The sequence below is a fragment of the Maridesulfovibrio zosterae DSM 11974 genome (genome assembly GCF_000425265.1).
Classification (GTDB): domain Bacteria; phylum Desulfobacterota; class Desulfovibrionia; order Desulfovibrionales; family Desulfovibrionaceae; genus Maridesulfovibrio; species Maridesulfovibrio zosterae.
The window spans coordinates 68,153-81,845 of sequence record NZ_KE384343.1; the positions used below are offsets into that span (position 1 = coordinate 68,153).

The 13,693-nt window shown below is 41.2% G+C and carries 12 protein-coding genes; 7 read left to right on the plus strand and 5 right to left on the minus strand.

Translation table 11 applies throughout. From position 1 onward, the window contains the following. Nucleotides 1-112 precede the first annotated feature (112 nt). The 7 genes from H589_RS0116575 (at nucleotide 113) to ccsA (ending at nucleotide 7,517) form a co-directional block, all read left to right on the plus strand. Entirely contained in the window at nucleotides 113-1,219 is a 1,107-nt protein-coding gene (locus H589_RS0116575; protein ID WP_027723059.1) for a LeuA family protein, read from the plus strand. Next, nucleotides 1,216-1,419: a hypothetical protein gene (locus tag H589_RS0116580; RefSeq protein WP_027723060.1), complete on the plus strand. Its 204-nt coding sequence runs from the start codon at nucleotides 1,216-1,218 to the stop codon at nucleotides 1,417-1,419. The genes H589_RS0116575 and H589_RS0116580 overlap by 4 nt, the downstream gene beginning before the upstream one ends. A gap of 5 nt (nucleotides 1,420-1,424) precedes the next feature. Next, complete coding sequence (modB, locus tag H589_RS20015) at nucleotides 1,425-2,213, plus strand: molybdate ABC transporter permease subunit (protein WP_084147039.1); 789 nt, start codon at nucleotides 1,425-1,427, stop codon at nucleotides 2,211-2,213. Next, nucleotides 2,194-3,144, plus strand: a complete 951-nt coding sequence (locus H589_RS0116590; protein ID WP_027723061.1) for a hypothetical protein — start codon at nucleotides 2,194-2,196, stop codon at nucleotides 3,142-3,144. The genes modB and H589_RS0116590 overlap by 20 nt, the downstream gene beginning before the upstream one ends. Before the next feature lie 564 nt (nucleotides 3,145-3,708). Further along, nucleotides 3,709-5,298, plus strand: a complete 1,590-nt coding sequence (locus tag H589_RS0116595; RefSeq protein WP_051249793.1) for a SulP family inorganic anion transporter — start codon at nucleotides 3,709-3,711, stop codon at nucleotides 5,296-5,298. A 186-nt stretch (nucleotides 5,299-5,484) separates the two neighbouring features. Further along, nucleotides 5,485-6,705 (plus strand): patatin-like phospholipase family protein, encoded by a 1,221-nt coding sequence (locus H589_RS0116600; protein ID WP_051249794.1) that lies wholly within the window; start codon nucleotides 5,485-5,487, stop codon nucleotides 6,703-6,705. Nucleotides 6,706-7,079: 374 nt separating this feature from the next. Next, on the plus strand, nucleotides 7,080-7,517 hold the full coding sequence (gene ccsA / locus H589_RS0116605) for a cytochrome c biogenesis protein CcsA (protein ID WP_027723064.1): 438 nt from the start codon (nucleotides 7,080-7,082) through the stop codon (nucleotides 7,515-7,517). A gap of 82 nt (nucleotides 7,518-7,599) precedes the next feature. Here the strand turns inward: ccsA and H589_RS20020 are convergent, their stop codons facing one another. From H589_RS20020 to H589_RS0116630, 5 genes are all read right to left on the minus strand, one after another. Beyond that, nucleotides 7,600-9,747, minus strand: coding sequence for a methyl-accepting chemotaxis protein (locus H589_RS20020; protein ID WP_051249795.1), 2,148 nt, complete (start codon nucleotides 9,745-9,747; stop codon nucleotides 7,600-7,602). A gap of 387 nt (nucleotides 9,748-10,134) precedes the next feature. After that, nucleotides 10,135-11,301, minus strand: a complete 1,167-nt coding sequence (locus tag H589_RS0116615; protein ID WP_027723065.1) for an AMP-binding protein — start codon at nucleotides 11,299-11,301, stop codon at nucleotides 10,135-10,137. A 1-nt stretch (nucleotide 11,302) separates the two neighbouring features. Beyond that, nucleotides 11,303-12,247: a beta-ketoacyl synthase chain length factor gene (locus tag H589_RS0116620; RefSeq protein ID WP_051249796.1), complete on the minus strand. Its 945-nt coding sequence runs from the start codon at nucleotides 12,245-12,247 to the stop codon at nucleotides 11,303-11,305. Beyond that, a complete protein-coding gene (locus H589_RS0116625; RefSeq protein ID WP_027723067.1) occupies nucleotides 12,247-13,437 on the minus strand; it encodes a beta-ketoacyl-[acyl-carrier-protein] synthase family protein in 1,191 nt (396 codons plus the stop codon). The genes H589_RS0116620 and H589_RS0116625 overlap by 1 nt, the downstream gene beginning before the upstream one ends. A 3-nt stretch (nucleotides 13,438-13,440) precedes the next feature. Further along, nucleotides 13,441-13,686 (minus strand): phosphopantetheine-binding protein, encoded by a 246-nt coding sequence (locus H589_RS0116630; protein WP_027723068.1) that lies wholly within the window; start codon nucleotides 13,684-13,686, stop codon nucleotides 13,441-13,443. Nucleotides 13,687-13,693 lie beyond the last annotated feature (7 nt).

A 13,693-nucleotide genomic window follows, 5' to 3' on the forward strand; every position in this document is an offset into this window, starting at 1 on the left:
GATTGATATAGAGTTTTTATATTAAATTAAGGTATATAAAAGGGCGATGAGAATTGGCATCAATTGTGCTTTATTGGGAGTATAGGTTTTTAATCCCAACGGAGTTTGAAAAATGCTGATAGATACTACTCTTCGTGAAGGCGCGCAGTTATTCGGAGCTTACTTTAATTTAGAAACTCGTAAGCGCATTGCATCATCACTTATTAAAATAGGTGTGGATGAAATTGAGCTGGGATGGGTAGGACAAGAGAAACTTTCTGAACTCGTACAGTATGTCAGCTCCATTGCAGAAGATACGGTCTTGAGTGTTTGGTCTCCATGCAGGGAAAAAGATATTCTTGCTGCTGCCGAATTATCAGTTGATCGTATCAATATTGGAGTTCCTGTTTCAGATCTACATATCGAAAAAAGGCTATCAACTGATCGTAAAGCTCTGCTTCATAAAATTTCGGCTGCTGTCCGCACTGCAAAGGCTGTAGGCTTTAAGTACGTCTCCGTGGGCATGGAAGATGTTTCGAGAGCGGATATTGATTTCGCTCTGACAACGGCGCTTCTTGCCAAAGCTTGTGGAGCTTCCAGAATCAGGCTTTCTGATTCGCTTGGACAACTGACTCCTCGAGCCATGGAAAAGCTGGTCACTAAATTTCGGTCTCAGATAAATATAGATATTGCAGTTCACTGTCATGATGATTTCGGTATGGCCACAGCCAATGCAGTTACAGCTCTTGAATCAGGAGCTATGTATGCTGACTGTTCCGTGCTGGGGATAGGTGAACGTGCAGGTATTGCTGTCACAGAAGAGCTGGTGGCATGGCTGGCTCTACGTGACAGTAATGACCGTTATTCAACAAAAGTTTTAAAAGATGTTTGTTTGATGGTATCGGCCGCTTCAAAAGTTCATGTGCCTCGTACCAAGGCTGTAGTCGGAACTGATATTTTTGCCTGTGAATCAGGTTTGCATACTCACGCACTCAGTAAGCTTCCGGAACTTTTTGAACCGTACAATCCAGAGTCCGTCGGAATTTTCCGTAAATTGGCTGTGGGAGGAAAAAGCGGTAAAGCTGCTGTGCGCTCTGCTCTTGATGATTGCGGAGTAGATTGCGCTGCAACAGATCTTACAACTCTTACCGAAGCTGTACGGCAGCTTTCCTGCCGTTTGGAACGTCCTCTGACCCGTAGTGAATTTTTGAAGCTTAATGATGAAGAGGTGCTCTCATGATTAGACGTGTTCTGCTTATATCTTTCTGGATAGCTATTATGGTCAGACCCGTCTATTCCTCTGACGCTGTGTTTTTCTATCAATTCAGCTGTGGAAGTAATTCCGGCGCGGTATTGAAAAATATTTCATCCATATTTCAGGATGGTTGCCCTGCCGCAAAGATGAAATTATCTCTGAATATTTTAAACACAGGCGGATAATAAAGATGAGTAATATAGATTTAACAGCACTTGCGGTAACATTAAAGCTGGCTCTTATTGTAACCCCTGTACTTTTAATTATATGCCTGCCTGTTGCATATATGCTTGCTAAAGGTAACATTCGCGGCAAACATTTTATTGAGGCCGCGTGTAATCTGCCCATGGTTCTGCCACCAACAGTGCTGGGCTTCGGTCTGCTTATGATCATGGGACCATATTCCCTGCTGGGTACAGGTTGGAAGGCATTGACCGGGGGAAGTTTAACATTCTCTTTTGCAGGGCTTGTTTTCGGTTCTCTTATATACAGCCTTCCCTTTGGGATATTACCTCTGAGAGCCGCTCTTGAAAAGGTTGACGATGGGATTATCGAAGGCGCTAGAGCGCTGGGTATGAATGCATTTCAGGCTTTTATTTTTGTGACCCTTCCTAATGCGATTGGTGGATTAACTGCTTCTGCTGCACTGATCTTTGCTCATACTGTTGGAGAATTCGGAGTAGCCCTGATGATTGGAGGATCTATTCCGGGTGAAACCAAGGTTGTTTCTATTGCGATTTATGAACAGGCTGAAATGCTTGATTACGGAGCTGCCGGATTACTCTGTCTGATTTTACTGGTTGTCAGCTACGGTGCTCTGTTGATTATAGGAAAGAATTCTGGAGGAGGGCCTGCCTTTTTCAGCAGTCGATGCTGTGAACACAAGCCTTCTGACTATAGAGAACTTAAATATTTAAAAGAGGAAGACTCTATTTCTCTTGGTGTTAGGAGAGCTGTAAATGAAATTATGCAGAACTGATTTTGGTGATATCCCTGTGTCAGGTGCGGTTGAAAACTATCCAGATGGTAGTATTCGGTCCTGTTCTCCATCCACGGAGTGCTTCTTAACAACTGAGGCTGGGGAACTCATCCCCCAGTATTCCACTGATGATCTCAGGCGTAAAACTGTGCAGGCTGTACATTTTTATGAAAACGGTAAACTAAAATCTCTGCCACTTGAGATGAAGACTCCGGTATTTACTCCAGCCGGTATTGTCTCAGCAGAAATGGTAACATTTTATGAGAGTGGAAAAGTAAAACGGGTATTTCCTCTTAACGGAAAGCTTTCCGGATACTGGGCGCAGGAAGATGAGGAAGGGCTGGCTGAAATTTTGACTCTGGATACTCCATGCGGACCGATTTCTGCCAAGGTTATCAGCATGTGTTTTTATGAAAGTGGACGCTTGCGGTCTCTTACCCTGTGGCCCGGTGATAAGATAAACGTATCAACTCCATCCGGTGTTATAAAAACTCGTGTCGGTCTCAGTTTTAGTTCTAATGGCAAAATAAAATCCTTGGAACCTGCCGAACCTGTATCAGTTAAAACTTTCATTGGAGATATAACTGCTTATGATCCGGACGCTGTAGGTATTAATGGTGATGCAAACTCGCTAACATTTGGCGAAAATGGCGAAGTAACCAAAGTCGTAACAACTTTAACATCCATCATCGCTACTCATCATTCCGGGCGTGAGTTGACTTTTATTCCTGAGTATAGAGAGTCTCTATGCGGTGATGGTGAAAGGGAGGTTATCCCGATGTATATAAGTTTTGATAACAGTGGTGTCTCTATCTGCTCTGGAGTTGATTCAGATCCGGTATATCTAGATTTTAGTGAGCATGAATTTAGAACTCAGCCATTTTTGCCTCAGCTGGATAATTTGTTCGGTGCATTAAGGTGTTCCGTATAATTTAAAGAACGTCACTGGTAGTATTTTGTATTCAGCTTTTATTTATTCAACCTTAATGTCTTTTGTGATAAATATCTTGCATTATGGTGCTTAAATAAAAAGACTACTTTTTTAAAATGTAGTCTTTTTATTTATGTCCATTCTTAAAAAATGTATCTCTAAGTTCATAAACACTATTTATACGTAACATCCGTCCTGTTACAGTCATTTTGTATATAAAAGTGTATTCATTTAAATTTGTGAAAAATATAACCATCTCAAAAATAAAAATATTAATGTAATAGCTGTTGACGCAGCATTTAAAAGCCTATAGCTACACCATCCCTGACCATGGTTTTTGCCTCTATGCATATCATTTCGGTGCCTCTGCTTTTATGCCTCGTTCTGTTTATCATAAGTAACATTTATAAATTTTAGCCAATCAAAAGGGAGCTCTCTTCCGAGCTGACCTTTTGGTATGGTCCGGTTATGCACTTTGTATTGATCGTGCAATCAATTTTTGTAGTTCTCTAGTAATTGAGTTGTTCTGTAACTGATTATATTTATTAAAAAAGGAAAGAAATAATGGATGCAAGCTGCGCTATCGTGCCCAGTTCAAAAGGTTCTGTTCAAAGTGATATCTTTTCAGGTCTTACCGTTGCTCTGGCATTAGTGCCGGAGGCTGTAGCCTTTTCATTTGTGGCTGGAGTTTCGCCTATTGTAGGACTTTACGGTGCATTTATGATGTGCCTGATTACAGCTGTTCTCGGAGGGCGTCCGGGCATGATTTCAGGCGCTACAGGAGCCATGGCTGTGGTTATGGTCAATCTGGTTATGGAAGGTAATGCTCTTGGTGGTCCAGGATCACAACTCGGCGTGCAGTATTTGTTTTTTACTTTGCTTTTAGTTGGTATACTTCAAGCTCTTGCCGGAATTTTTAGGTTGGGCAAGTTTATCAGAATGGTTCCCCGCTCTGTCATGATGGGCTTTGTAAACGGGCTTGCCATTGTAATTTTTCTTTCACAGTTGAAGATGTTCAAGGCAGACGGTCATTGGATACAGGGTGATTCTTTATTCATAATGCTCGGACTTGTCGCTCTGACCATGGCAATTCTGCTTGCTGTTCCTAAAATATATAAAAAAGCACCCGGAGCATTAGTCGCAATTCTCAGTGTTTCAGCTTTGGTTATTTTTGCAAGGATCGATACTGCAACAGTTTTATCATTTATTCAGTCAAACGGTGGAAGTGGAATCAAAGCCGGATTACCGTCTTTCGCAATTCCTCAGGTTCCATTTACATGGGAAACCATGGTTTTTATTTTTCCATACGCATTAATCCTCGCAGCAATTGGGCTTATCGAATCTCTTATGACTTTGAGCCTGATTGATGAACTTACTGATACTCACGGGAATGGCAACAGAGAATGCATGGCGCAGGGGCTGGCGAACTTTGTTAACGGACTGTTTGGAGGAATGGGCGGCTGTGCAATGATCGGTCAAAGTATGATCAATATTACTTCCGGCGGGCGGGGTAGACTCTCCGGTATTGTGGCAGCATCTGCTTTGCTGTTTTTTATTCTTTTTACTTCCAGCTACATTGAAGTGGTGCCAATAGCTGCTCTCGTAGGGGTTATGTTCATTGTTGTGATCAAGACTTTTGCGTGGAGTACCTTTAATATTATGAACAAAATTCCCAAATGGGATGTGATCGTCATTCTATTGGTAACATTCTTGACTGTTCAATATGATCTTGCTGTGGCTGTAATTTGCGGAGTGATTATTTCAGCTGTTATTTTTGCCTGGGAGAACGCTCTTCGTATTCGTGCCCGTAAAATGGTGGATGAGCACGGCATCAAACATTATCAGATTTACGGTCCACTGTTCTTTGGCTCTACAACGCTGTTTATGAGCAAGTTCGACGTGAAAAATGATCCGCAGGAAGTCATAATTGATTTTGAGGAGTCACGTATTATGGATCAATCGGCAATTGAGATTATTAATAAAGTTGCTGAAATGTATCAACGCTCCGGTAAAACCATTCATTTATGGCATCTTAGTAAAGACTGCGTGCGTTTGATCAAAAAAGCAGAAAAAATATGCGTAGTAAATGTTCTGGCCGATCCTGATTACTTTGTCAGTATCGATGATTATCATAAGTTTAAAGCTAATGTGTAATTTTTAAGAATCAGTATTTAATATGGGGGATGCATTTAATTATGCATCCTTTTTTTATATAAAACCATTTTTACCATTAATAGACAGGTTGTCTGTTTCTTTATGATGATATATGCAGGGTAAAACTATAATTGGTTGTAATTTAGTTAAGAACACTGACGGGTTATATTTTGTGGAGATGATGAGATGGTCGGATTTAAAAAAAATATGATTGACAAAAATCAGTCCGCGTTAAAACTGGCGAATATTTTACTGTTTATAATCTTGTTTCTTGTAATGGCTGGTTGCGGCTTGAAACGTAACGCAATCCCTGTTGAGCTTCAAAGCGAGGCCACAGTAGTCGGTTACAAATATATACGTTTTTATGGAGATACTACTCCGGAAAACATGGATAAAATGATGAGTACGTGGGCAGACCTGAGTAAGCAGGCTGAGCGCACTCCAAATATTAATTTTCTAAGTTTATCCGGTGGAGGTGCTGATGGAGCTTTTGGCGCAGGTTTTTTGTCCGGGTGGACAGCTAGAGGTGACCGTCCTAAATTTAATATTGTTACTGGAGTAAGTACCGGAGCTTTGATAGCTCCGTTTGCATTCATGGGCGAGGAATACGATCCTTTTATAAAGTTGTTTTACACGACTTTTTCCACAAAAGATCTGGTTACTCCCCGGCCATATGCCTCAGCCATTTCAGGAGACTCTATATACAGTACTAGGCCATTGAGGGAAGCTTTAAAGAAATATGTTTCAGATGAATTGATTGTCAAGATTGCCGCTGAGCATCGCAATGGAAGAAGGCTGTTTATCGGTACAACCAATCTTGATGCTATGCGTCCAGTATACTGGGATATCGGAGAGATTGCTCAGTATAAAACCAAGGAAGCATACCAGCTTATTCGGGATGTGATTCTTGCTTCTGCTTCCGTTCCGGTCGCTTTTCCTCCAGTATATTTTAAGGTTCAGGCAAGAGGCCATCTTTATGATGAAATGCATGTTGATGGAGGTGTATCAAATCAGGTTTTTTCATATCCTCCGAGTATCCACCTTGCTGATGAATTGAAAAAAATAGGTGAGACACGAAAAATTACACTCTATGTAATCAGAAATGATGCTCTTATATCAGAAGGGCAGCAGATTGATCCATATCTGGCCGGAATTGCAGCACGCTCCATGGCCGGGCTCATTCGCAATCAGGGGATAGGAGATTTATACAGAATTTTTTATACAGCTCAGCGGGATAGAGTCGATTTTAAACTTGCTTTTATTCCCCCTGAATATAATGAGGAATCAGACGAATTGTTCAGCCCTGTTTATATGCGTAATTTATTTGAATTAGGTTATAAAATGGCAAAGAGTGATCATCCTTGGCATGCATCACCTCCGTCCTGTGTCGGGCGTGAAAACTATTAGTCCAAGTTGCTTCTTCTTTGTGCGGTTTTTTATAAAAACTGGTTTTAGCTTTTTTAGATCAGCATATTACAGACTTCATTAAATGTGTTTTTTTTAGTAAACTACGCACATGATGAATAATAAAGACATGTAGCTGTTAACTGTGATATTTGTATATTTATGGAGATAGAAGGAAGTTTATCCCTGTAAAATATACTATGACCGTTTGTCTTGAAGCTGTTCTTTCGGGGAGAAGGAGGACCTATATTCGTATAGAAAAGGTCAAAAAAGTAACCTAATAATTAATTTAAGCCTAAATAAAAAAATCAGTCTTCATCGTGAAGCAGGTTCTCCATTTAAGCATTATTTTTAGGTGGAGGGCTGGAGCATATTATATGTCGAATTTTCTAATAGTTCATATTGCTACGTCCACAGCAGGCTACCTTGTCTTTGCTATTGCATTCGTGATTGCCTGTCTTTTTATTTATCGGGAAAAAACAATCAAAAGCAAAAATGTGAATCTTAAAGAGAGATTTTCTTTCAGTCTCGATATACTGGATAAGTACATGTTTACTGCTCTTACAGTTGGTTTTATTCTGCTGTCGATAGGAATCCCGACAGGAGCTCTGCTTCAGAGAAAGATGTTCGGGAGCATAAATATGTTCTCACCACGGTTAGCAATTCCATCAGTGTTATGGTTGTTTTACCTGATTATTATTTATGCCCGTTATAGATCCGGTTATCGGGGCCGGATTACCTCTTATCTGGTTATTTTTGGAGGATGCTGCACCATGCTTTCTCTGTTTTATGAATTGTACAGAGTTAATTTGTAGATATTGTTTTTATGAATTTAATAAAAAAGGCATTCAAATTTGAATGCCTTTTTTATTTTGTCTGTCCCGTCCTGAAATCGGTTTAGCTGTTGTCTTTTAGATCTTGAACGATTCGTTGCATTTCGGATATCTGCTCAGCAAGTGAGTCCAGGGTTGTTGCAAATTCACGTGTACCACTTGCCGTTTCAATCGTTATCTGGTTGATCTCATCGATAGCGTTGTTGATTTCTTCCGATGTTGCAGACTGCTGCTCGGCTGCTGTGGCAATGCTATGAATTTGAGTTGCACTCTCTTCTGCTCTCACGACGATGTCATGCAGCATTTCTCCAGAGCTGCTTGAGAAATCCGTAGCTTCTTGAATGCGCTTAAAAACATTTTCCATTGAGGTGATGTTTTCTCCTGCAACTCTTTGAATTGCTACAATTGAGTTTGAAACTTCACTTGTGGCAGCAACTGTTTTTTCTGCAAGTTTTCTTACTTCGTCAGCAACAACTGCGAAACCACGGCCGGCTTCACCTGCTCGTGCTGCTTCAATAGCGGCATTAAGGGCCAGCAGGTTCGTCTGGTCGGCGATATCAGTAATTACACCGATAATTGTTTCAGTCCCTTTTGCCTGCTGATCCAGTTCTACCATGTTGCCTTTTAGATTATTTACCTCAGTGACAGTCTGATCAAGTGATGATCTGGACTTGTTCACAACTTCAGCCCCATCCTTGGCTTTTCCCTGAGCTTCTGTGCCAGAAGTAGCTGCGTCACTAGCATTTCGTGCAATTTCCAAAACAGTGGCATTCATTTCTTCCATCGCCGTTGCAGTGCTTGCAATGCGATCACTTTGAATTTCTGCCCCGCGTAGCAGCTCATTTGATTGTAGAGACATTTCCTCTGATGCAGAAACAACCTGCTCAAGAACTTGTTCTACGCGGCTCGCAGCGTGCAGCAGTCCTTCGGTTCTGGCCCGGTCCGCTTTTTCTTTAGCTTTTTCTGCTTCTGCTGTTGCATGTCTTGCTTTTTCAGATTCCTGTTCTGCCTTTTGAGTTTCCCCTTCGGCTTTATGGATAGTTTCTTTCAGCTCTTTTACCATTGCCCGCAGAGAATCAGCCATTTTTCCTATTTCATCTCTCTGCTCGATATCAAGAGTAGCATCAAGATGACCCTTGGCAACAGTTCCAGTATAATCTGCAGCTTTGAGAATAGGTTTACTTATTATATTAGCTAATAAAAGTAGGATCATCAGTAGGATAAGTATCGCTACAACGCTTACACCTATACTGATCTTGGCAATGCCGTTGGCCTGAGCTTCCACTTTTTCCATCGGAATAACAATGGCAATACTCCATGGAAATTTTGTTTTGCCTACTTTGATAGGGGCAAAAGTAACGTATTCCATATTCCCGGTTGTCGCAGATGGGGCTACATATGAATATGGCTCACCATTTCTTATCGCTTTAAGAATCTTGTCCGTATAAGCATTTTTCAAACTTCCGGAGAGGTTTTTAGCCTGAAGATCTGTATCGGGATGGGCTACAATAGTCCCTTTGTCTGTAACAAGATATGCAAACCCTGTTTCAAAAGGCTTGATCTTGAGTACTTCTTCCTGCAGGTCGTTTAGATAGAAATCAACCCCGACCACTCCGATATTTTGTCCATTCTTTTTGATTGGATAACCTGTGGATGCAAGCCAGAATGTTTTTCCATCCACATCAAATGGATAAGGTTCTCCAAGTATTTCAACATCACCATTCATGGGGACTTCAAACCACGCCTGTCCGGTTAGGTCTTCCTCGCCAACAAATGACTCGGCTATTTTTCCTCCGTCACGATAATACCAGTTCCGATAAGTTCCTTTATACTTGTCATGGTATTCATCTTCTTTGTTGTCGTATGCATTGGGCGGGAAAGTGCACCATGTGCCTGATAGTCCTGAGTGAAGTTTAAGTGTCTTAATTAGCACTGAGTCGAGAAATTCTCTGTCAGGAACTGTTTTATAATTGGCTCCTTCCTCAAACATTGCTGCTAACGTCCGTGTTACAGTCAATGCTTTGCCAAGAGTCTCGGCAATTTGATTGCTATAACTTCTAGCTTGTTGATTTGCTATTTTTTGTGCCTGATCAACAGCAAGCTTTCTTGATTGAACCGTCATAATCGAGGTACTGATTGCAAGGATTATAAGCACCACTAAAAAAGTGGGGATAATGATTTTATTTTTCAGGCTCCAATCTTTAAAACTCATATTTTCCGCCTTTTGTTTTTATTGCTTAAGTAAAATATCACAGCTTTGAGCGTAGGCACCAACTACACGTTTAAACTGAACGTTTGTATAATATTCAAATACAACTCGTCGATGTTTTCACTATTTTGTGAGTATTGTAAAGATTATGTTGTAGTTTACAGGGTGAAGATTGTAAAAAAATATTGAAAACAAGAGTAAATACAAAATGTTCCATAAATATGGTGTATTGTTAAAATTAACTTACTTGTTTCGTAATTATTTTATGTATTATGATGTGGATTGGTGATGTGTACATTGCGTACACTAGAAAATATATGGTGAAATTACTCAATACATCAGTTTGACTTTGTCTAAACAAAAACCAGCTTTTATCTAGATAAAAGCTGGTTACCAATCTGAGCGTTTTCCAATATCTGAGGTAGGAAGCTTTGAGCCAAAAGCATATGATCCTGGTTTTTCATGCGGGCTTAATGTTGAGGCTGCTTTGCGAAGAATTTTTTCCAGTCCAGATGAATTGATACTGGCAGTAGGAACAATGAAAATTTTTAGCCTTTCACCTTCTTCCGGACGCATCAGCCTTACTGAGCATTCTTTCACTTGGGGGAGTGAGTTGAAGAAAGATTCAACATTAGTCGGGTAGACGTTAATCCCAGCGACTTGCACAGCTTTGTCTTTGCGGCATATAGGGATGAATTTATTTTTATCTTTCCACTCAAAAGCATCTGGCAAAGAGAAACTTGTGTTTTGGTTGTTTACTGGTGAAATCCGCTCTAATAAATTTTCGTCAATTTTTGTCCAATGGGGCAGCAACGTATAGAAATCTGACGGATTATGCCGATAGCCTATACCGCCTGTTTCTGATGAACCGAACACCTCTGTCATGCGGGAAAGGCTTTTATTTAAAAGGCCATCAATAGTTTCCTTCGGGCATGGCCCTGTAGAGGTCACACCGAAAATATTATTATTAAAATTTGCCGTAGTTTTTTGCAGCTTAGACCAAAGCAAGGGGAAAGCTATAACCAGATCGCCGGGGCTCAGGCTGAGGATAAGTTCTGGAGTTGGCAACGGTGGCTTAAAAACAGCGGGAATACTAAGAGCTTTAGGCAGCAGAATAGAAAAGAGGAATCCATATATGTGATGTCGTGGAACAAAGCTGACGATTCGTTTCCGCTCAGGAAAGAGTGTGGCCAAAGCATTTATTTCCTGCCACGCATTTGAAAAATATGAATCAGCCGGAGTCGGTTTACCGGTACTGCCGGATGTAAAAAAGATCATTTTTTCCGGAGTTCCGGAAGTTTCACTGAAAATAAGCTCTGACATTTCCTTTAGCGTCAGACCTCTCAGCTGGACAGAATTTTTAATACTGAATTGCCGGGCAATGTGATCGAGCACGTCATCTAATTCTGGAAGGGAATCATTATCAGGAATAAAAGAGTTGCTTAGGGTGTTATTATGTATATTGTCCAGTCGTTTTTGGTAAGCCATCTCCGTTAGCAGAGTGGATGAAATCATTTCCTGAATATCAAGAACAGTTAAACTTTGCTTCGGGGACATGTTAACGCCTGTTGTTATGAAAACATATATGAGTGAATTTCTTTCCAGCCTGTTCTATGCAGACAGACGGTCTGTTCTCATGATTGTAAAGAACAGCTGCAGCTAGTTCAATAGCAGCTGCCGTGGGCATGTCCGCACTTAGTGATGCTTCAGCTGATACATTTATTTTTTTTAATCTAGCTATGGTCCGTTTTGGGGCAAATATCGCAGAGTCTTTACACATATCAGCAAGATCATTTTGCCGAATAGTTTTAAACTCCAGTGAGCCGTATTTGGCCGATTCTGATTCAGATGCATCAGAAAGCATAAAAAAGCAGGCTCCCTCCCCAAGCGGGATATCAGTGTTTGATGCTTTTTTATCAAGCATACGTTTAGTGTTATGTTCAAGAAGAGGAGTTTTTTCATCAACAAGACCAAGCAGAATGTTTTTGGATCGTCCTTCGGTTATCCAGCATGCAGCGTTGTTCAGTGCAGTTGTGAGCGGGGCATAGGTTTGACAAATGGTCGTGCACGGACATTGATAATTTAGAAAAAGACTGATTGTAGCTGCAGGGATATTGTGTACTGAATGTGAAAAAGATAGTGGCGAAGCACATTCAGCCCCGTGCTCAATGATGGAGTCTAGAAAATCAAAAACTGTTTCAGACGGGCCGTATCCTGAGCCGATTATTATGCCCATGTCATCAGGGATGGGAAGTTGTGTTTTAAAATCATCTTGACTTATGTCAGCATGGTCCTGCATGGCCCTACAAGCTGCCAGCATGGTCATACGGGTAAAATGATCCACGCGGCGTAATTTGCGGGGGGAGAAATAATTATTAAGTTCCGCTGTCTCTGTTTTTTCAGGTAAAGACTGGATTATTGTTCTGTTTACAACGTTTTTTTTGAGCTGTTCTAGATCAATTCCCGCGGCGGCAAGGCCTACTCCTGTTATAGCCAGTCGCATTATGCTACTCCCCGTTCGAAAACTATTGCAGAATTATTTCCTCCGAAAGCAAGAGATTCAGAAAGAGCATATCGTGCATCAATTTTTGTTTTATTCTGCACTGGGCAAATTATTATATCAGGGTCTGCCTCTGTAAAACCTTCAGTGGGCATGAGTTGGCTTTTACATAGCGACATAACTGTCATGACAGCTTCAATAGCTCCTGCAGCACCTAGTGTGTGCCCTGTGAAACCTTTTATTCCAGTGAAGGGAGTGTCTGTGAAGATGTCATTTATGACTGCTCCTTCAATCCGATCGTTATTTTCGGTACCAGTTCCATGTGCATTTATGAAACCAATGTTATCGGCTGTAATATCGCTGCGAAGCAGAGCATGATGAATGGCTTTTTTCAGTCCCTGGCCATCCGGGTGCGGGGCAGTGAGATGATGAGCATCACTGTAAGTGCCGTAGCCTAGAATTTTACCAAATGGTGTAACATTCAGCTTTTGCAGTGCTTTTTCTCCGATAAGGATTAGAACGGCTGCACCTTCTCCCAGATTCAGGCCTTTTCTGTTTTTATCAAAAGGTTGGCATGGCTCATGGCTGGTTATCATGAGTCTGGAAAAACCAGTGTATGAAATTTCACTTAACTCGTCTGCTCCTCCTGCAATAACCAGATCACATAATCCCTGCCGTATCCATGATGCGCCTATCCCAAGCGCATCTGTCCCGGAAGAACAGGCATTGGTAACAGTTTGGACGGGACCGCTCAGTGAAAAATAGTCAGCCAGCGCTGCAGCCGGATTGCTACAGAGATAGCTGTCAATTTCTTTGAGGTCCGTATCTTTTCCTTCACGCCATTCTTGATAGAAAGACTTGAAATTAAGCGATGCTCCGGTTGAAGAACCAATGCATGTGCCGATATTGAGGGTGTTTAAAATATCAGATGAAAGTCCTAGCTGCGTAAGGGCTTCCTGTGTTGCTTTGAAAAGCAGTCGTGCTGTTTTTGTGTAACTAGGAGAACATTCTACTGAGCTTATCCAGTTTTCGTTCACAGAGAATACAGGCGAGTGCATTTTTTGATTGTATAAAACAGTCCCGTGGAAACTTGGTAAAATATGTCCATTCAGCATTGTTTCAAAACAGGACTCAGTATCGCTGCCAGCAGCGCAAACGCATCCTGTGGCACAGATGGAGACAGGGGAATCCATGAATTATCCCTGTCTTTCTTTAATAAATTCTACAAGGCTGTTGATGGACTGAAATGCGACTTTTCCTTCGTCCATGTTTTTAATCTCAACTCCGAAATTTTTCTGGACCAGCACAACAATTTCAACCGCATCAAGAGAATCAAGATCGAGGCCATCTCCAAAGAGAGGGGCATCGTTTTCAATCTCGTCAACTGTTACATCAATTAGGTTCAGCTCTTCTATGAGAAGCTCTTTTAGTCTGGTATGCAATTTTACC

Coding starts and splice junctions, on each gene's coding strand:
- H589_RS0116575 (WP_027723059.1), top strand. CDS start 113: ATGCTGATAGATACTACTCTTCGTGAAGGCGCGCAGTTATTCGGAGCT.
- H589_RS0116580 (WP_027723060.1), top strand. CDS start 1,216: ATGATTAGACGTGTTCTGCTTATATCTTTCTGGATAGCTATTATGGTC.
- modB (WP_084147039.1), top strand. CDS start 1,425: ATGAGTAATATAGATTTAACAGCACTTGCGGTAACATTAAAGCTGGCT.
- H589_RS0116590 (WP_027723061.1), top strand. CDS start 2,194: ATGAAATTATGCAGAACTGATTTTGGTGATATCCCTGTGTCAGGTGCG.
- H589_RS0116595 (WP_051249793.1), top strand. CDS start 3,709: ATGGATGCAAGCTGCGCTATCGTGCCCAGTTCAAAAGGTTCTGTTCAA.
- H589_RS0116600 (WP_051249794.1), top strand. CDS start 5,485: ATGGTCGGATTTAAAAAAAATATGATTGACAAAAATCAGTCCGCGTTA.
- ccsA (WP_027723064.1), top strand. CDS start 7,080: ATGTCGAATTTTCTAATAGTTCATATTGCTACGTCCACAGCAGGCTAC.
- H589_RS20020 (WP_051249795.1), bottom strand. CDS start 9,747: ATGAGTTTTAAAGATTGGAGCCTGAAAAATAAAATCATTATCCCCACT.
- H589_RS0116615 (WP_027723065.1), bottom strand. CDS start 11,301: ATGTCCCCGAAGCAAAGTTTAACTGTTCTTGATATTCAGGAAATGATT.
- H589_RS0116620 (WP_051249796.1), bottom strand. CDS start 12,247: ATGCGACTGGCTATAACAGGAGTAGGCCTTGCCGCCGCGGGAATTGAT.
- H589_RS0116625 (WP_027723067.1), bottom strand. CDS start 13,437: ATGGATTCCCCTGTCTCCATCTGTGCCACAGGATGCGTTTGCGCTGCT.